This window comes from Pantoea sp. SS70, from assembly GCF_029866845.1.
GTDB classification, from domain to species: Bacteria; Pseudomonadota; Gammaproteobacteria; order Enterobacterales; family Enterobacteriaceae; genus Pantoea; species Pantoea leporis.
The window spans coordinates 198869-217988 of sequence record NZ_CP117199.1; the positions used below are offsets into that span (position 1 = coordinate 198869).

At 55.1% G+C, this 19120-nt stretch carries 18 protein-coding genes; 13 read left to right on the forward strand and 5 right to left on the reverse strand.

The annotated features are described in order from the left end of the window. Nucleotides 1-130: 130 nt before the first annotated feature. Nucleotides 131-754: a homoserine/homoserine lactone efflux protein gene (gene rhtB / locus PO881_RS00885; RefSeq protein WP_101763746.1), complete on the reverse strand. Its 624-nt coding sequence runs from the start codon at nt 752-754 to the stop codon at nt 131-133. Between the two features lie 104 nt (nt 755-858). On the opposite strand from rhtB, the gene pldB reads away from it, so the two are divergent. After that, complete coding sequence (pldB, locus tag PO881_RS00890) at nt 859-1851, forward strand: lysophospholipase L2 (protein WP_101763745.1); 993 nt, start codon at nt 859-861, stop codon at nt 1849-1851. A gap of 37 nt (nt 1852-1888) precedes the next feature. Further along, on the forward strand, nt 1889-2689 hold the full coding sequence (gene yigL / locus PO881_RS00895) for a sugar/pyridoxal phosphate phosphatase YigL (protein ID WP_101763744.1): 801 nt from the start codon (nt 1889-1891) through the stop codon (nt 2687-2689). Nucleotides 2690-2722: 33 nt separating this feature from the next. Here yigL and glpT read toward each other — a convergent pair whose 3' ends face one another. Continuing rightward, nucleotides 2723-4063: a glycerol-3-phosphate transporter gene (gene glpT, locus PO881_RS00900; RefSeq protein ID WP_110867929.1), complete on the reverse strand. Its 1341-nt coding sequence runs from the start codon at nt 4061-4063 to the stop codon at nt 2723-2725. A gap of 336 nt (nt 4064-4399) precedes the next feature. Between glpT and PO881_RS00905 the strand changes: the two genes are divergently transcribed. Beyond that, nucleotides 4400-5263 carry a carboxylate/amino acid/amine transporter gene (locus tag PO881_RS00905; RefSeq protein ID WP_101763742.1) on the forward strand — a complete coding sequence of 288 codons (864 nt, stop codon included), beginning with the start codon at nt 4400-4402 and terminating at the stop codon, nt 5261-5263. A gap of 133 nt (nt 5264-5396) precedes the next feature. Here the strand turns inward: PO881_RS00905 and PO881_RS00910 are convergent, their stop codons facing one another. Both PO881_RS00910 and metR read right to left on the reverse strand, forming a co-directional pair. Further along, entirely contained in the window at nt 5397-5876 is a 480-nt protein-coding gene (locus PO881_RS00910; protein WP_110867931.1) for a DUF1456 family protein, read from the reverse strand. Nucleotides 5877-5969: 93 nt separating this feature from the next. Next, entirely contained in the window at nt 5970-6902 is a 933-nt protein-coding gene (metR, locus tag PO881_RS00915; protein ID WP_280172313.1) for an HTH-type transcriptional regulator MetR, read from the reverse strand. Nucleotides 6903-7037: 135 nt separating this feature from the next. Between metR and metE the strand changes: the two genes are divergently transcribed. Beyond that, the gene (gene metE / locus PO881_RS00920) at nt 7038-9308 is read left to right on the forward strand and encodes a 5-methyltetrahydropteroyltriglutamate--homocysteine S-methyltransferase (RefSeq protein ID WP_280172314.1); all 2271 of its coding nucleotides are present in this window, start codon (nt 7038-7040) and stop codon (nt 9306-9308) included. 40 nt (nt 9309-9348) lie between these two features. On the opposite strand, the gene PO881_RS00925 is transcribed toward metE, so the two are convergent. Beyond that, nucleotides 9349-10185, reverse strand: coding sequence for a dienelactone hydrolase family protein (locus PO881_RS00925; RefSeq protein ID WP_192414432.1), 837 nt, complete (start codon nt 10183-10185; stop codon nt 9349-9351). A 301-nt stretch (nt 10186-10486) separates the two neighbouring features. Here PO881_RS00925 and udp point away from each other — a divergent pair, with 301 nt between their 5' ends. The 9 genes from udp (at nt 10487) to tatC (ending at nt 19068) form a co-directional block, all read left to right on the forward strand. Next, nucleotides 10487-11248 carry a uridine phosphorylase gene (gene udp / locus PO881_RS00930; RefSeq protein WP_101763737.1) on the forward strand — a complete coding sequence of 254 codons (762 nt, stop codon included), beginning with the start codon at nt 10487-10489 and terminating at the stop codon, nt 11246-11248. A 99-nt stretch (nt 11249-11347) separates the two neighbouring features. Then, nucleotides 11348-12619, forward strand: coding sequence for a tetratricopeptide repeat protein (locus PO881_RS00935; protein WP_280172315.1), 1272 nt, complete (start codon nt 11348-11350; stop codon nt 12617-12619). 201 nt (nt 12620-12820) lie between these two features. Continuing rightward, the gene (gene rmuC / locus PO881_RS00940; protein ID WP_101763736.1) at nt 12821-14332 is read left to right on the forward strand and encodes a DNA recombination protein RmuC; all 1512 of its coding nucleotides are present in this window, start codon (nt 12821-12823) and stop codon (nt 14330-14332) included. Between the two features lie 75 nt (nt 14333-14407). After that, nucleotides 14408-15166, forward strand: coding sequence for a bifunctional demethylmenaquinone methyltransferase/2-methoxy-6-polyprenyl-1,4-benzoquinol methylase UbiE (gene ubiE, locus PO881_RS00945; protein ID WP_008105805.1), 759 nt, complete (start codon nt 14408-14410; stop codon nt 15164-15166). Between the two features lie 6 nt (nt 15167-15172). Continuing rightward, nucleotides 15173-15778: an SCP2 domain-containing protein gene (locus PO881_RS00950; protein WP_280172316.1), complete on the forward strand. Its 606-nt coding sequence runs from the start codon at nt 15173-15175 to the stop codon at nt 15776-15778. Next, on the forward strand, nt 15775-17412 hold the full coding sequence (gene ubiB, locus PO881_RS00955; protein WP_280172317.1) for a ubiquinone biosynthesis regulatory protein kinase UbiB: 1638 nt from the start codon (nt 15775-15777) through the stop codon (nt 17410-17412). The genes PO881_RS00950 and ubiB overlap by 4 nt, the downstream gene beginning before the upstream one ends. 110 nt (nt 17413-17522) lie before the next feature. Beyond that, the gene (gene tatA / locus PO881_RS00960) at nt 17523-17777 is read left to right on the forward strand and encodes a Sec-independent protein translocase subunit TatA (RefSeq protein WP_008105810.1); all 255 of its coding nucleotides are present in this window, start codon (nt 17523-17525) and stop codon (nt 17775-17777) included. A gap of 2 nt (nt 17778-17779) precedes the next feature. Next, on the forward strand, nt 17780-18307 hold the full coding sequence (tatB, locus tag PO881_RS00965; protein WP_192414438.1) for a Sec-independent protein translocase protein TatB: 528 nt from the start codon (nt 17780-17782) through the stop codon (nt 18305-18307). A 2-nt stretch (nt 18308-18309) separates the two neighbouring features. Further along, entirely contained in the window at nt 18310-19068 is a 759-nt protein-coding gene (tatC, locus tag PO881_RS00970) for a Sec-independent protein translocase subunit TatC (RefSeq protein WP_101763732.1), read from the forward strand. The last annotated feature ends 52 nt before the right edge of the window (nt 19069-19120 follow it).

A 19120-nucleotide genomic window follows, 5' to 3' on the forward strand; every position in this document is an offset into this window, starting at 1 on the left:
TTACTTGCCATTTCGGTACCGGGCAGTGCTCGCCCTCCTCACGTACGACGTGTACGCTCCGGGGGCTGCGCGCTGGCCGGCACCGAACTGGCTGCGCCACCAACGGCTTTGAAGTGGGTGCGATTTTCTTTTACGCCATTCTGCGTGCGCTGGCTAGCAGCGCGCCTACTGCCATAAACAATCCACCAAAGGTGCGGTTCAGCAGCTTCATCTGCTTCGGGCCTTTAATCCAGCCGGCGATACGCGTTGCCAGCGTGGCGTAACCAATCATTACGATGATATCGACCACAATGGTGGTCACGCCCAGCACCAGATATTGCATGAGCTGCGGCTGGTGCGGCTGAATAAACTGCGGGAACAGCGCAGCGAGAAACACGATGCTTTTCGGGTTGGTGAGGTTTACCAACACGGCACGCTTAAACAGGCGGCGACGCGGCATGGCTTTGGCAACGGCGTCGAGGTCGATGCCACCCGCCGAGCGCCACTGCTGAATGCCCAGCCATACCAGATAGGCTGCACCGGCCCACTTCAGGACTTCAAACGCCAGAATCGATTGGGAAAACAGCGCACCTAAACCGGCGCCGACCAGCACAATATGAATGGCCAGACCCAGCTGCAAGCCGGTAATCGATGCCGCTGCGCCGCGATAGCCGTGACTGATGCCGGTGCTCATGGTGTTGATCGCGCCGGAGCCGGGTGAAAGGCTGAGGATGGTTGTGGTCAGCAGATAGGTTAACCACCATTCAATGGTCATGTGTGACATTCCCTGAAGTTAGCGAAGTGTGACACAATACGACAGAAAATCGCCGCACGCTACGCAGCACAGGCGCGCAAATCACGTTTTTTTCAGGGGGACGGATGCAGCAGCATAAACAGAGTTGGCTCGGACGTGAGCGAGGCTTTTCGGCCTTTGCCACCGGTCCGCTGCTCGACTTCTGGCGTCGCCGTGAAGAGTGTGAATTTACCGGCGTCGGCAACCTGAAGATTCGCTACGTCCGTTTCACCTCACCGCAACATCGCCGTGTCATTCTGGTCGTGCCTGGCCGCATTGAGAGCTACATCAAGTATCCCGAACTGGCTTACGACCTGTTCATGTGCGGCTACGATGTGGTGATTCTCGACCATCGCGGTCAGGGACGCTCTGAACGTCTGCTGGAAGATTCGCATCGCGGCCATGTGGTGGAATTTGGCGACTACGTTGACGACCTGGAAACGCTGTATCTGAAAGAGATCGTGAGTCCACATTATCAGCAGCGCTACGTGCTGGCCCACTCGATGGGCGGCGCGATTTTAGCGCTGTTTCTGGCGCGTCAGCCGCAGGCGTTTCATGCTGCGGTGTTCTCCGCGCCGATGTTTGGCATTGTGCTGCCGCTGCCCGACTGGATGGCGCACCGCATTCTGGACTGGACCGAGAAACTGCCGGCGCTGCGTGAAGGTTACGCGCTGGGCACCGGGCGCTGGCGCGCCAATCCGTTTGGCATCAACCGCCTGACGCATAGCCGCGAACGCTATCGCCGTAACCTGCGTTTTTACGCCGACGATCCGGCAATTCGCGTCGGTGGCCCCACTTATCACTGGGTGCGCGAAGGCGTGCAGGCCGGGCGGGACATCTTCAATCAGGTAGCGAACATCACCACGCCGACCTTGCTGCTGCAGGCCAGTGAAGATGATGTGGTGGATAACCGCTCACAAAATCTATTTTGTACGGCGATGGCCGCAGCAGGACATCCCTGCGCGGGCAACGCGCCGTATGTGATCAAAGGAGCGCGTCATGAGATCTTGTTTGAAACAGACGCGATGCGTGCCGAAGCGCTAAACGCGGTGGTCGATTTCTTTGAACGCCACGCTTAATCAATTTTACTTTCCGATATCAACACCCGAGGTTTACATGTATCACATCGTCGCATCCGACCTGGATGGCACGCTGCTCTCTCCGGACCATCGCCTGACGCCGTTCGCGCGCACCACGCTGCAGGAACTGGTGGCGCGTGATATCCACTTTGTCTTTGCCACCGGCCGTCACTATATCGACGTCGGACAGATGCGCGATAAGCTCGGCATTCCGGCTTACATGATCACGTCTAATGGCGCACGCGTGCACAACGCCGCAGGTGAACTGGTGTTCAGCCACAATCTTGACGCCGACATCGCCAGCGATCTGTATGGCCTGCAATATCATGACGAGCATATCCTGACGCACGTCTATCGCGACGATGAGTGGTTCATGAGCCGTCATCGTCCGGATGAGCAGGACTATTTCCGTGAATCGGTGTTTAACTATCAGGTTTACCAGCCGGGCATGCTGCCGACTGATGGCATCAGCAAAGTGTTCTTCACCTGCGAAGATCCGGAGCGTTTAATTCCCATGGAGCAGGCGATTGAAGCGCGCTGGGGCGATCGCGTGAATGTCAGCTTCTCGCTGCCAACGTGTCTGGAAGTGATGGCGGGCGGCGTTTCCAAAGGCCACGCGCTGGAAGCGGTAGCGAAACAGCTCGGCCACTCGCTGAAAGCGTGCATCGCCTTCGGCGACGGCATGAATGATGTGGAGATGCTCAGCATGTCGGGTAAAGGCTGCATCATGCGCAATGCGCAGCAGCGTTTGAAAGATACCTTGCCGACGCTGGAAGTGATTGGCAGCAACGCGGATGACGCCGTGCCGCATACGCTGCGTAAACTGTTCCTCGCCTAGAAAAAAGGGCCGGTCACCACCGGCCCTTTTTCGTTATGCCAGCTGTTTCTTGTGCTTGTGCTCACTGACCATGGTGAGCAGCAGCAGAATCACTGCCAGCACCGATCCGCCAATCATCACAATGAATCCGCCGTCCCAGCCGAAATAATCCACGGTGTAACCGACAATCGCACTCGCCGCAACCGATCCGCCGAGATAGCCAAACAGCCCGGTAAAGCCGGCTGCCGTTCCGGCCGCTTTTTTCGGTGCCAGTTCCAGCGCGTGCAAGCCAATCAGCATCACAGGACCGTAAATCAGGAAGCCGATCACAATCATGCACAGCATGTCGATGCCTGGATTGCCTGGAGGATTCAGCCAGTACACCACGGTGGCGATGGTCACCAGCGTCATAAAGAACACGCCGGTTGCGCCACGGTTGCCGCGGAACACTTTGTCCGACATCCAGCCGCACAGCAGCGTGCCGGGAATACCGGCATATTCGTAAAAGAAGTAGGCCCACGAGGATTTATCCAGCGTGAAGTGCTTCACCTCTTTCAGGTAGGTCGGCGACCAGTCGAGAATGCCGTAACGCAGCAGGTATACAAACACGTTCGCCAGTGCGATGTACCACAGCAGCTTGTTGGGCAGAATGTACTGCATGAAAATCTGCTTCGCCGTCAGCTCCTGCTCGTGATCCTCGTTGTAATCCGGCGGATAATCATTTTTCCACGCTTCAATCGGCGGTAAACCGCAAGATTGTGGTGTGTCACGCATCAAGGCGAAGGCAATAATCGCGATGAGGATGGCGCCAAACGCCGGCATATACAGCGCGGCTTTCCAGTCGTTAAACCACGCCATGCCGAGCAGGAACAGCAGCGGAGGAATACCGCCACCGACGTTATGCGCGCAGTTCCACACCGACACAATTCCGCCGCGCTCTTTCTGCGACCACCAGTGCACCATGGTGCGCCCGCACGGCGGCCAGCCCATGCCCTGGAACCAGCCGCACAGGAACAGCAGCACAAACATCACCATGATGCTGGAGGTGGCCCACGGCACGAACCCCATCACCAGCATCACCGCTGCGGCAAGGATCAATCCGGCGGGCAAAAACACGCGCGGATTCGAGCGGTCTGAGACCGAGCCCATAATGAATTTCGAGAAGCCGTAAGCGATGGAAATGCCCGATAGCGCAAAGCCGAGATCGCCGCGCGAGAAGCCTTGTTCCACCAGATAAGGCATTGCCAGCGCAAAGTTTTTACGCACCAAATAGTAGGCGGCATAGCCAAAAAATATTCCCAGGAAAATCTGCCAGCGCAGACGACGATAAAGCGGATCAACACGATCATCGGCCACTTGTGGGCGATGCGGTGCAGGTTTGAAAATACTCAACATGAGTGTGGCCCTCCAGGGCGCGATATAGTTATGAGTTCCCAGCAGGTTGGGGCAAAAACAGGCAGTAAAAATGGCAAAGCGAAGTTTCCATTTCGCGCAAAGGATAGTGATGGTCACGCGCAGTTACTGTGACATGTGACACATATGTTACAGTTTTATGACAATGGAGAGCGAAAAAAACCAGGAAATGTTGTATTTCGCGCATTTTTAGCCGGTCGTAAAAATGAGGTTCGAAAATTATTCGTCGTTATTTTATCCACTTGTAAACCAGATAGTTCACCCCGATTTCGACAGTTTGTTTACACTAGCGCCACTGTTCATTTTGGGATCGTTACCGTGCCGTTACTGATCGTTACCACCATTCTGTGGGCCTTTTCCTTCAGTTTGATCGGGGAATACCTTGCTGGTCAGGTGGATTCCTGGTTCTCTGTTTTGATGCGTCTGGCGCTCGCCGCCATCGTTTTCCTGCCGTTCCTGCGCTGGCGCGGTTACCGTGCTTCCACCATCCTGCTGTATATGCTGGTGGGCATGCTGCAGCTTGGCATCATGTATTTATTAAGCTTTGAGGCTTATCTGTATCTTAGCGTGACCGAGTTCCTGCTGTTCACCGTGATGACGCCGCTGTATGTCACGCTGATCTACGATTTGCTCAGCCGACGTCCGCTGCGTATCGGCTATGCCTTCAGCGCGCTACTGGCGGTAATTGGTGCGGCGATTATTCGTTACGACAAAGTCAGCGACCATTTCTGGTTTGGCTTGCTGCTGGTACAGGCGGCAAACATCTGCTTCGCCATCGGCATGGTGGGCTACAAACGCCTGCAGGAAACTCGCCCGATGCCGCAGCACACCGCATTTTCGTGGTTCTATCTGGGCGCGGTGATGATCGCGGTGATCGCCTGGAGCTTGTGGGGCAATCCGAACAAACTGCCGACCACGTCGCTGCAGTGGGGCATTCTGGTGTGGCTGGGCGTGGCGGCTTCAGGTTTGGGCTACTTCATGTGGAACTACGGCGCTACGCAGGTGGATGCTGGCACGCTGGGTATTATGAACAACATGCATGTGCCAGCGGGCTTGCTGGTGAATCTGGCGATCTGGCAGGAGAAACCGCATTGGCCAAGTTTTCTCGCCGGTGCCGCCGTGATTTTCGCATCCCTTTATGTGCACAAACGCTGGGTATTAGGTAAGAAAAGCAACGCATAGGCTAAAAGGGAAGGGATAGCGCGGCAGAGGAGCAAAGCATCCGAGCCATGGATGGCGAGGCTGATCCACAAGGAAGTGGTTTCCCTTTGCGATCTGCCGCGCTATCCCTGACCCGGCTCGAACAAAGAAGCGATTAACCCTTCTTAGCCGGCGCCGGACGATGAATCATCGTCAACCCTTTCAGGAAATTACGCAGAATCTGGTCACCGCATTCGCGGAAATTCTTATGATCAGGGTTGCGGAAAATCGCGCCAACTTCAGCCTGTGAGATCTTAAAGTTCGCTTTCAGCAGCACATCCGGAATATCGGTGGTCTTCAGCTCAAAGGCGATACGCAATTTCTTCATGAAAATGTTGTTATTCATGCGGCGCTCAATCGAAGGCGCGGGCGCATCTTCACTCTTACCGCGACGGTAAAAAATCAGACCGTTAAGGAAGTAGCCCATCAATACATCTGGCAGCTTGCGAAACGCGGCATCGTCATCTTTCTTCATCCACGCCTGCACGTCTTCCAGCGGCACTTCACTTCCTGCCAGGGCAAAAATCTCCACCACTTTGCTATCGCTCAAATCCAGCATATAGCGCACGCTGCGCAGAACATCGTTACTCATCATGGTGAAACTCTCTTGGTCGCGGGTTGAGGCGGCGCATTATAGAGCAGGCGGGGCAGGGATAACAGCGCGGGCGACCTTCGCCGCCCAACAACATCAGGATGAGGTGATTTGCAGTGAGCCGGGACGCGCGGCATCGCGCACAAAGGGCAGATGTTCACAGGCGTGCTGACGGGCAAACCGCACAAAGGCTTCCATTACCGGCTGACGCTGCTCGCCTTCGCGTACGGCGGCATACAAGCGGCTCCACAAACCACCGCCTAAGGTCTTGGTCACCACCAAACCCTGCTGCTCAAAATTCTCTACCACCCAATGTGGCAGCGCGGCGATGCCCATACGCGCCGACACCATCTGAATCAGCAGCAGCGTGTTATCGACGCTCTTCAAGGCTGGACTGACGCCCGCAGGCTGCAGGAAATGGCGCCACACATCCAAACGCTGACGCTGCACCGGATAAATCATCAGCACTTCATCGGCCATATCTTCCGGGGCAATGTGCTCAAGCTGCGCCAAAGGATGATCCGGTGCCATCACCAAACGCACTTCAAAATCGAACATCGGTGAATAAAACAATCCACTGCGCGGCAAAATATCGGAGGTCAACACCACATCCAGCTCGCCCTGTTGCAACGCGGGTTGCGGATCAAAGGTCACGCCGGATTTGAAATCCATCACCACCTGCGGCCAGCTCTGGCGGAAATTATTTAGCGCGGGCGTCAGCCACTGAATACAGCTGTGACACTCAATGGCAATACGCAACGTGGCCTGATGCGGCTCATGACACGCCTGCAAAGCCTGCTGAATCTGCGGTAAAACCTGCTCAGCCAACTGCAGCAAAATCTCTCCCTGCGGCGTAAAACGCAGCGGCTGGCTTTTACGCACAAACAGGCGAAAACCCAGCCGCTGCTCCAGATCGCTGAACTGGTGGGATAACGCCGATTGCGTCTGATGAAGCTGGGAGGCGGCGGCAGCTAACGAGCCGGTGTTCCGTAACGCCTGCAGCGTCCGCAGGTGTTTGAGTTCGATCATGAGAATCCTTCACATCGAGATTGAACAAATTGCGCTTGAGGAACATACAGTACCCGCAGATTATGGCGGTGTAAACATCTGGACGGCTAAACATCTCTGCCCCCTATTCAGTTAAGAATATCTGGAGAACAGAAAATGACCATTCTGAACCACACTCTCGGTTTCCCTCGCGTTGGATTGCGTCGTGAATTGAAAAAAGCACAGGAAAGCTATTGGGCAGGTAAAAGCTCACAGGAAGAGCTACTGGCGGTGGGGCGTGAACTGCGCGCCCGTCACTGGCAACAGCAGAAAGAGGCGGGCGTGGATCTGCTGCCAGTCGGCGATTTCGCCTGGTACGATCACGTGCTCACCACCAGCCTGCTGCTGGGTAACGTGCCAGCTCGTCACCAAAATCAGGATGGCTCGGTCGATCTCGACACGCTGTTCCGCCTTGGCCGTGGCCGCGCACCAAGCGGTGAACCGGCGGCAGCGGCGGAAATGACCAAATGGTTCAACACCAATTATCACTACATGGTGCCGGAATTCACTCAAGGGCAGCAGTTCAAACTGACCTGGACTCAGTTGCTGGATGAGGTTGATGAAGCGCTGGCGCTCGGGCACAAGATTAAACCGGTGCTGCTGGGTCCGGTTACCTATTTGTGGCTGGGTAAAGTGAAAGGTACGCCGTTCGACCGCCTGTCACTGCTCAAAGACATTCTGCCGGTTTACCAACAGGTGCTGGCTGAACTGAAAAAACGCGGCATCGAATGGGTACAAATCGATGAGCCAGCACTGGCGCTGGAACTGCCGCAAGCGTGGCGCGATGCCTTCAAACCGGCTTACGACGCGCTGCAGGGCGAAAGCAAACTGCTGCTCACCACCTATTTCGACAGCATCGGTCAGAATCTCGACGTGATCAAAGCGCTGCCGGTGCAAGGTCTGCATGTTGACCTGGTCCACGGCAAAGACGACATCCAACAGGTGAACCAGCAGATTCCCGCGGATTGGCTGCTCTCCGTCGGCGTAATCAATGGCCGTAACGTCTGGCGTGCCGATCTCAGCAGCTGGTTTACGCGCCTGCAGCCGCTGGTGGGGCAGCGTCAACAATTGTGGATTGGATCATCCTGCTCGCTGCTGCACAGCCCAATCGACTTAAGCGTGGAAACGCGCCTCGATGAGGAAGTGAAAAGCTGGTTCGCCTTTGCTCTGCAGAAGTGCGCTGAGCTTGCACTGCTGAGTCATGCGCTGAACAACAACGATGCCGCTTCGCTGGTTGAGTGGAGCGCACCGATTCGTGCGCGTGCCAACTCCACGCGCGTTCACAATGCCGCAGTCGGCGAGCGTCTGGCGAAAATTCAGGCCAGAGACGTTGAACGTGCCAGCAGCTACTCCGAGCGTGCCAAAGCGCAGCGTCACCGCTTTAACCTGCCAGCGTGGCCGACCACCACCATAGGTTCATTCCCGCAAACCACCGAAATTCGCGGCCTGCGCCTCGACTTTAAAAAAGGCAACATTGATGGTGGAAACTACCGCACTGGCATCGCCGAGCACATCAAACAGGCAATTGTGGAGCAGGAACGGTTGGGCCTCGACGTGCTGGTGCATGGCGAAGCAGAACGTAACGACATGGTGGAATACTTCGGCGAAAACCTCGACGGCTTCGTGTTCACCCAAAACGGCTGGGTACAGAGCTACGGCTCGCGCTGCGTTAAACCGCCGATCATCATCGGCGACGTAAGCCGTCCGCAAGCTATCACCGTTGAGTGGGCGAAGTACGCGCAGTCGCTGACCGATAAACCGGTGAAAGGCATGCTGACTGGTCCTGTGACGATTCTCTGCTGGTCGTTCCCGCGTGAAGATGTAAGCCGTGAAACCATCGCTAAACAGATTGCGCTGGCGCTGCGTGACGAAGTGGAAGATCTGGAAAAAGCCGGTATTGGCATTATTCAGATTGATGAACCGGCACTGCGCGAAGGCCTGCCGCTGCATCAGTCCGATTGGGCGGCGTACCTGACCTGGGCGGTGGATGCGTTCCGTCTCAATGCCGCCGTGGCGCAGAATGAAACCCAGATCCATACCCACATGTGTTACTGCGAGTTCAATGACATCATGGACTCGATTGCCGCGCTGGATGCGGACGTTATCACCATCGAAACCTCACGTTCCGATATGGATCTGCTGGATACCTTTAAGGAGTTCGACTATCCCAACGAAATCGGTCCGGGCGTGTATGACATTCACTCACCAAACGTGCCGAGCGTGGAGTGGATAGAAGAGTTGCTGCGTAAAGCGGCGCAGAGCATCCCGGCAGAGCGTCTGTGGGTTAACCCGGATTGTGGCCTAAAAACGCGTGGCTGGACGGAAACTCGTCAGGCGCTGGCGAACATGGTAAAAGCGGCGCAAAACCTGCGGGGTGAAACGGCTTAGTCGCTGTAAATGAGATTGGGGCGCCACGCGCCCCTTTTTATTATGCGTTCGGCGCTACGCCATGCTGCGCGAACCATGCCAGCATGCGTTGCCAGCCATCTTTGGCGGAATCGGCGTGATAGCTCGTACGATAATCCGCGTTGAAAGCATGTCCCGCATCCGGATACACCACGATCTCCGCTTTAGCATTGGCGGCGTGCAGCGCCTGTCGCATCTTATCAATGCTCTCCAGCGGGATGCTCTCATCCTGACCACCGTAAAGGCCCAGCACCGGTGCATTGAGATCCACCGCGATATCGATCGGATGCTTCTGCTGCTTCAGCGTCTTCTCACCGTCTAAGCGTCCATACCACGCCACCGCTGCACGCACCTGCGGATTGTGCGCGGCAAACAGCCAGCTAATACGTCCGCCCCAGCAGAAACCGGTAATCGCCAGGCGACGGATATCACCATCGTGGCGCGTGGCCCAGTTGGCCACATGATCGAGATCGGACAACACCTGCGAATCCGGAACTTTACTCACCAGCTCTTTAAACAGCGTGGGAATGTCGTGGTAATCGTTGGGATCGCCCTCGCGGAAATAGAGTTCCGGAGCGATGGCCAGATAACCTTCCAGCGCCAGACGGCGGCAGACATCGCGGATATGCTCGTGCACGCCGAAAATCTCCTGCACTACCAACACCACCGGCAAGGTGCCTTGATACTCTTTTGGTCGGGCGTAATAGGCAGGCAGGTTTTCGCCCTGGCTCGCAACTGAGGTCTCGCCAGCATGAATCGCGTCGCTGCCGGTAATAATGGTGCTGCTTGCGGTGGGCTGAACGGCCGGTGCAAAGCCGCCGGGTGCCGTTTTTTGTGCCATATTGTCTTCGGTTTTCATTGTTCTCTCCGTGCTAGCAAATGCGCAATCACGTAACTATAGCCTGGCGAAGTGAAGCAAGGCTGGCGTAGGGTGCAGAGGGATTTTTTCACGTGTGCTGCTTCTCTATTAACATTGCCAACAACACTTACACAGCACCGCTTGTAGCAATTCAGAATTGCACAGCGTTAATGTGTGATTTATGTCACATAATGTTTTTCTGATAATGTAAGTTTCATTATCGATGGTGAATTGAGTCACATATTTATGCCGCCTGCTCACGTAGAGTGGCGCGCTCATCCCCAATTATCAGGAGTCTGTTATGGCCCAGTCTGACGTTTTCCACCTTGGCATTACTAAAGCTGATTTGAAAGGAGCCACGTTGGCCATCGTGCCTGGCGATCCTGAGCGCGTAAAGAAAATCGCCGCGCTGATGGACAATCCACAGCATCTGGCTTCACACCGTGAATTCACCAGCTATCTGGCCGAAGTGGATGGCAAACCGGTTGTGGTGTGCTCCACCGGTATCGGCGGACCTTCAACGTCAATTGCGGTTGAAGAGCTGGCGCAACTGGGTGTGCGCACCTTCCTGCGGGTTGGCACCACTGGCGCTATTCAGCCGCATATTAATGTGGGCGATGTGCTGGTCACTACCGCTTCGGTACGCCTCGACGGTGCCAGCCTGCACTTTGCGCCGATGGAGTTCCCGGCCGTGGCTGATTTCACCTGCACCACCGCGCTGGTGGCAGCGGCAGAAGCGTGCGGCGCGAAAACCCACATTGGGATTACCGCCTCATCTGACACCTTCTATCCAGGCCAGGAACGCTACGACACTTTCTCCGGTCGTGTGGTGAATCGCTTCCAGGGCTCAATGGAAGAGTGGCAGCAAATGGGCGTCCTCAACTATGAGATGGAATCCGCTACACTGTTAACCATGTGCGCCAGTCAGGGACTGCGTGCCGGCATGGTGGCTGGCGTCATCGTGAACCGTACGCAAAAAGAGATCCCGGATGCCGCGACCATGAAGCAGACCGAAAGTGATGCGGTGAAAATTGTGGTTGAAGCCGCGCGTCGCTTAATTTAGTGCGCCAGTCAGGGATGAATTCGAGACCAGGCTTATAAGGAATCCCGCTATTTCCTGATTAGAATGCGCGCAATTTCAGCAGCTACTGAGAAATTTCTTATGCGCAAAATGGTTTCTGTCTCACGTCCCAATTTCATGAATAATCCCGCTACTGCACAATCACGCGTTGAAGGTGCAGCAGCGAGATTTCGCCAGGCGATGGCGGCGAATAATTATCCTCTTGCGCGTCAATGCTGTGAAGAAGTGCTGCGCGTCTTGCCCAATCATATGCAGGTGCTCAGCGACTACGCGCTCACCCTGATGCGCGTTGGCGAATACAAAAAATCTTATAAAATTTACCAGAAGATCTACCAGGCTCCGGCCGCGCAGCGTGCGCAGGCATCGGAAACCTGGCTGGATGGATTAACCGAAGTGTGCGGCTGGTTGAATAAAGAAGATGAGTTGGCGCGGTACGGCCTCGAATCGCTGCAGAAATCCGATGTGACCTTCAGTAAAGGGGCGAAAGTCGCCTTCCCTTCTGAGGCACCACCGCCGATCAACCGCAGTAATCCGGCAGAAAATATCATCTCCTTTAGCCTGTATGGCAGTCAGCCACGCTACTGCGAAACCTTGATTAAAAACATCGAAGTGGCGCGCGAGCTTTATCCCGACTGGATCTGCCGCATCTATCTCGACGACAGCGTGCCGCAGCACGTCTGGCAGCGCCTGACGCAGCCAAACACCCAACTGGTGGATATGTCGCATGAGAAAACTATCTTCCCAACGCTGTGGCGTTTTCTGGTGATGGACGATACCAGCGTCAAACGCTACATCGTGCGTGATGCGGATTCGTTGCTGTCCGAGCGCGAAGTCGTGGCGGTAGAAGCCTGGCTGACTTCGCCTTACTGGTTCCATCATATGCGCGATTACTTCTCGCATACCGAGCTGCTGCTGGCGGGCATGTGGGGCGGCTGCCACGGCGTGTTCCACAACGTTGAGCAGCAGATGCGTGACTTTATCGCGCAATATGAAGGCAGCGAACGATTTACCGATCAGTACTTCCTCAAAGTGGCGCTGTGGCCGACGGTACGTGAGAGCATCTTGAATCATGACGATATTTTCCGCTTCCATCATGCACAACCGTGGCCGGCGCATCAGCCGATTCGCTGGCAAACCGACAGCTTCCACGTCGGTAGTAACGCCGGTTTTGCCAGCATGGCGGGCCAGGTCGAAAACGCTGAGAACGGCTGGCAGCAGGTTGAGATCACCTACGACGGGAAAAGCTGGACCTATCCGGCCAAAATCCAGGGTGAAACCGAATGGGTGTTGCCGATGCCCTTCTTCCTGATTGATGCGTGGAAAGCGGGCGATCTCACCGTAAAAGCCCTCTAATTAGAGAACGTTTTCCCTAAATAATTCGAGTCGCAGGAAGGCGGCAAGCGGCGAATCTCCGGGAGCTTACATCAGTAAGTGACTGGGGTGAGAACGTGCAGCCAACGCATCTGCGGCTTGAAGTATGAAGGGAAAAAAATCTGGACATTCATACAGTAGAGCTCTACCTTTTCCCTCAGCAAGTCGATCCGCGGGGGGATTATGGATCAGCAACTTATCATTAGCGGCGCGCTGGCGCTGGCCGGTTTGGGCATTGGCTGGATCATTGCTCAACTGCGCGCCGGTCATCAGCACGCCAGCTTCACCACCGAGCGTCGCCTGCTGGAAGAGGCGCAGCAGCGTCAGCAGCAGCAGCTCGAACAGTTACAGCAGCAAATCCAGCAACGCGAGCAGGAGATGCGCCAGCTACACGGTGCACTGAGCGGTGCGCAGGAACGTTTGCAGCAGCTTGATTACTGGCGCGGCGAAAGTGAACAACTCAGCCGTGAACTGCGAAATCAGCTGGAAGTGAACAGCGCGCAGGAAGCCGAACTGCGCGAAGTGACCATTCGTCTTGAAGAGACGCGCTACGGTGCAGAAGAGAAGCAGCGACTACTGACCAACAGCGAACAGCGCCTCAGCGCGCAGTTTGAAAATCTCGCCAATCGCATCTTCGAAAACAGCGGGCGGCGCGTCGATGAACAAAACCGTCAAAGCCTGAATAGCCTGATTGGTCCGCTGCGCGAACAGCTGGACGGTTTCCGCCGTCAGGTCACCGACAGCTTTGGCCTGGAAGCGCGTGAACGTCACACGCTGACCCACGAAATTCGCCAGTTACAGCAACTCAACGCACAGATGGCGCAGGAAGCGGTCAATCTTACTAAAGCGCTGAAAGGCGACAATAAAATTCAGGGAAACTGGGGCGAAGTGGTGTTGGCCCGTGTGCTGGAAGCGTCTGGCCTGCGTGAAGGTTACGAATACCAAACGCAGGTGAGCGTGCAACTGGAACAGCAGGGCAGGATGCAACCGGATGTGATCGTGCGTTTGCCGCAGGGTAAAGATGTGGTGATTGACGCCAAAATGACGCTGGTTGCCTACGAACGCTACTTCAATGCCGACGATGAAGCCACGCGTGAGCAGGCGATTCAGGAACACATTAGCGCCATGCGCGGACACATTCGCCTGCTGAGCCGTAAAGATTACCAACAATTGCCCGGTTTACGCTCTCTGGATTATGTGTTGATGTTTATCCCGGTGGAACCGGCGTTTCTGCTGGCGATTGATCGTCAGCCCGAGCTGATTAGCGAAGCGTTACAGCAGAACATTATGCTGGTTAGTCCCACCACTTTGCTGGTGGCGCTGCGTACTATCAATAATCTCTGGCGTTATGAGCATCAAAGCCGCAACGCACAGCGCATCGCCGACCGGGCAACGCGGCTGTACGACAAAATGCGGCTGTTTGTCGATGACATGAGTGGCATCGGGCACAATCTCGACAAAGCGCAGCAAAGCTATCATCAGGCGATGAAAAAGCTGTCTGAAGGGCGCGGCAATCTGATCGCACAAAGTGAAGCGTTCCGTTCGCTTGGCGTGGAGATCAAACGTCCGATTAATCCGCAACTGGTTGAACAAGCGCAGCCGGAAGAAGCGGATGAAGATTGGGCAGACGATCGCACCGAGGATGAAAACGTTGCAGAACCAACAACAGACTCGCTGCGCCGCATCAACGAATAGCACGGTGGTCGCGTGCTCGTGTAGCGCGACTCTGATACACTTCGGCAAGAATTGTTTGTGGAACAGGTAAAACCGATGGCAGATGAATCACAGCAGGAAACTACCCATTTTGGCTTCCAGACCGTCGCGAAAAGCGAAAAGGCCGATAAAGTTGCGGACGTGTTTCACTCCGTCGCGGCAAAATATGACCTGATGAACGATTTGATGTCGTTTGGCATCCATCGTGTCTGGAAGCGTTTTACCATTGACAGCAGCGGCGTGCGCCGCGGTCAGCGCGTGTTGGATCTGGCGGGTGGTACCGGCGATCTCACGGCAAAATTCTCACGTCTGGTGGGCGAAACCGGCCAGGTTGTGCTGGCAGACATCAACAGCTCGATGCTGAAGATGGGCCGCGAAAAGCTGCGTAATCTCGGCGTGTCGGGCAATGTCAGCTATGTGCAGGCGAATGCCGAAGCGCTGCCGTTCCCGGATAACTACTTCGATTGCATCACCATCTCATTCGGCTTGCGTAACGTGACCGAAAAAGAGAAAGCGCTGGCATCAATGTTCCGCGTGCTGAAGCCAGGCGGACGTCTGCTGGTGCTGGAGTTCTCGAAGCCGCTGCTGGAGCCGCTCAGCAAAGCTTACGATACCTATTCATTCCATATTCTGCCGCGTATTGGTCAGCTGGTGGCGCAAGACGCTGAAAGCTATCGCTATCTGGCGGAGTCGATTCGTATGCATCCCGATCAGGAAACCCTGAAAGCGATGATGAACGATGCGGGCTTTGAAAATACCACCTACTTCAACATGACTGGCGGTATTGTCGCGCTGCATCGCGGATTTAAATTCTAATCCATCATGACTTTAACTCCTCTCATCACCGGCGGTCTTGAGACCGCCCTGAACCGTGTTCTCTATCGCGATCGCAGCCTGAGAGCCGCACGCCAGCGTTTGGCTGGTAAGGTATTGATGCTGCGTCTGCAAGAGCTCGATTTTCCTTTGGTGCTGGTATTTAGCGAATCGCAACTCGATGTGCTGAGTGATTGGCAAGACAACAGCGACTGCACGGTGAGTTTGCGTGTCAGTACTTTGCCGAAACTGCGCGATCGCCAGCAGCTCACCAGCATGATTCGTAGCGGTGAACTGGAGGTGGACGGCGACTTGCAGGTGGTACAGCAATTCTCCGCGCTGATGGATCTCGCCGAGCTGGATCCGGCGGAATATCTTGCACCGTGGATTGGCGATATCGCTGCGCAAGGCGTAAGCCAGGCCGCACAGCAGGCGCTGAAATTCGTGCAGCAGCAGTTCATCCGCCGCCAGGATTATCTTGGTCAGGTGCTGACGGAAGAGTGGCGCGTTGCGCCGGGCGCACTGGAACTGGCATGGTTTTGCGAGGAAGTGGAAGCGATAGAACGTTCGCTCAATGCGTTTGAAACGCGTTTGGCACAGCTGGAGGCGAAATGACGCTGGGAGAAATTCGGCGCTTATACTTCATCATCAAGATCTTTCTGACTTACGGCCTTGATGAACTGATTCCCCGCATGCGCTTCACACTGCTTTTACGCTTGTGGCGGCGCTGCATCTTCTGGATCCCTAACCAACATAAAGATGCTTCCGCCGGCGTGCGCATCCGTTTAGCGATGGAGCAGTTGGGGCCGGTGTGGATCAAATTCGGTCAAATGCTCTCGACGCGTCGCGATCTGTTCCCACCGGCGATTGCCGATGAACTGGCGGTGCTGCAGGACCGCGTTGCGCCATTTGATGGCGTGAAAGCCAAACAGCAGATTGAAAAGTCGATTGGCGGCCCGGTGGAAACCTGGTTTGAAGACTTCGATATCAAACCGCTGGCCTCGGCTTCTATCGCGCAGGTGCATACCGCAACGCTGAAATCCAACGGCCGCGCGGTGGTAATTAAAGTGATTCGTCCCGACATCCTGCCGGTGATCAGAGCCGATATGCGACTGATTTACCGTCTGGCGCGGTGGGTGCCGCGTTTGTTGCCGGATGGTCGTCGTCTGCGTCCGGTAGAAGTGGTGCGCGATTACGAAAAGACCTTAATTGATGAGCTGAATCTGCTGCGTGAAGCGGCGAATGCCATCCAGCTGCGTCGTAACTTTGACCAAAGCCGCATGCTGTATGTGCCGGAAGTGTTTTCTGATTATTGCAGCGAATCGATGATGGTGATGGAACGCATTTACGGCATTCCGATCTCAGATATCGCCACGCTGGAGCAGCACGGCGTTAACATGAAACTGCTGGCCGAGCGCGGTGTGCAGGTATTCTTCACCCAGGTGTTCCGTGACAGCTTCTTCCACGCCGACATGCATCCCGGCAATATCTTCGTCAGCTACGATCACCCGGAAGATCCGCAATATATCGGCATCGACTGCGGTATCGTCGGTTCGCTGAACAAAGAAGATAAGCGCTATCTGGCCGAGAACTTCATCGCCTTCTTTAACCGCGATTACCGCAAAGTGGCCGAGCTGCATGTGGATTCTGGCTGGGTACCTGCCGATACCAACGTCGAAGACTTTGAGTTTGCCATTCGTACCGTATGTGAGCCGATTTTCGAAAAGCCGCTGGCTGAGATTTCGTTTGGCCACGTGCTGCTGAACCTGTTCAACACCGCGCGTCGCTTTAATATGGAAGTGCAGCCGCAGCTGGTGCTGTTGCAGAAGACGCTGCTGTATATTGAAGGGATTGGCCGCCAACTCTATCCGCAGCTTGACCTGTGGAAAACGGCCAAGCCTTTCCTCGAAGATTGGATCAAAGATCAAATTGGTATCCCGGCGATTTTGCGGGCGGTGAAAGAGAAAGCGCCGTACTGGGCGGAAAAACTGCCGGAGTTGCCGGAGCTATTTTACGACAGCATGCGCCAGCACAAATTATTGAAGCACAGCGTCGATAAACTCGTCACCGATTTAAACGTACAGCGAACACGCAATCATCAGGCGCGCTATCTGTTTGGTGTAGGCGCTACATTGTTATTAAGTGGCACCGCCGTGCTGTTAAGTCGACCGGATTGGGATTTCTTCCCGGCGCTATTAATGGCCGCTGGCTTCGTCACCTGGCTTATTGGCTGGCGCAAGACAAACTGATTGTCTGCCTGGTGCAAATCGCGTAATGTCGCAAGCTAAAGCCCGAAATCATACGGGCTTTCTGTGCGTTACAGTCAACAGTTTTTCACAGAATATTAGAGGCATATCTCATGGGCGGTATCAGTATTTGGCAATTGTTAATCATTGCCGTCATTGTTGTTCTTCTGTTCGGTACCAACAAACTTCGTAACCTGGGTTCGGATTTAGGATCTTCCATTCGTGGCTTCAAAAAAGCTATGGGCGATGAAGACGATAAAAAGGATCAACCGAAAGAGCAGGACGCTGACTTCAACGCCAAAACTCTGGCAGACAAACAGCAAACCACGGCGACTAAAGACGACGCCCGGAACGACAAGCAGGTATAACTGTGTTCGACATTGGTTTTAGTGAACTGGTATTAGTGTTCGTGATCGGGCTGATTGTGCTTGGCCCGCAGCGGTTACCGGTTGCGGTGAAAACCGTCGTCGGCTGGATCAGAGCCATTCGCTCACTGGCCGCGAATGTACAAAACGAACTGGCGCAAGAGTTGAAACTGCAGGAATTGCAGGACAGCCTGAAAAAGGTGGAAGAAGCGGGCCGTGGCACGTTGTCACCCGAGCTAAAAGAGTCGATGGAGGAACTGCGTAAAACCGCCGACTCCATGAAGCGTTCGGTGCAGCAGAGTATCGATCTCGAAAAAGAGGAAGATGAAGCCAACACTATTCATCAGACTTCGCCAGCCGCCGTGCAGCCCGTGACTTCACCTGCGGTCACGCCCGCAGCAGCAGAACATCAAACCAGTGCGCCTGCACAGACTCCGCAGCCTACTGACGAAATCTCTGCCGCAGAAACCCCTCCCGTCGCCAGTGCTCCTGAAAGCACCGCGAAGACTTCTCTCGTAAAAGATGAACGATAAACATGGCCGTTGAAGATACCCAACCGCTCATTAGCCATTTGATTGAGCTGCGCAAGCGTTTGTTGAATTGCATCATCGCTGTTTTAGTCATCTTTCTGTGTCTGGTCTATTTTGCGAATGATATTTACCATCTGGTCGCGTCGCCGCTGATCAGCCAGATGCCAGCCGGGGCGAGCATGATCGCTACCGACGTCGCATCGCCATTCTTCACGCCGATCAAGCTGACCATCATCGTTTCGGTGTTTCTGGCCGTGCCGGTGATTTTGTATCAGGTGTGGGCCTTTGTGGCGCCCGCGCTCTATCGCCACGAACGCAAACTGGTGATGCCGCTGCTGTTCTCCAGTACGCTGCTGTTTTACGTCGGCGTGGCGTTTGCTTACTTCATCGTGTTCCCGCTGGCGTTTGGCTTCTTCGCCAAAACCGCGCCGCAAGGCGTGACCATCGCAACGGATATCACCAACTACCTCGACTTCGTCATGACGATTTTCATGGCCTTCGGCGTGGCGTTTGAGGTGCCGATTGCAATTGTGCTGCTGTGCTGGACCGGCATAACTTCACCAGAAGATCTGAAAAAGAAACGTCCTTATATGTTGGTTGGCGCGTTCGTGGTTGGGATGTTGCTCACACCGCCGGATGTTTTCTCGCAAACTTTGCTCGCTATTCCGATGTACTGCCTGTTTGAAGTCGGCGTATTCTTCTCCCGCTACTATGTGGGTAAAGGACGTCAGTCTTCGGATGAGGAACACAACACCGAATCCTGATGTCCTTAATGCAGGGCATCCCGCAGCGCGCGGGAAGATGAATCTAAACCGC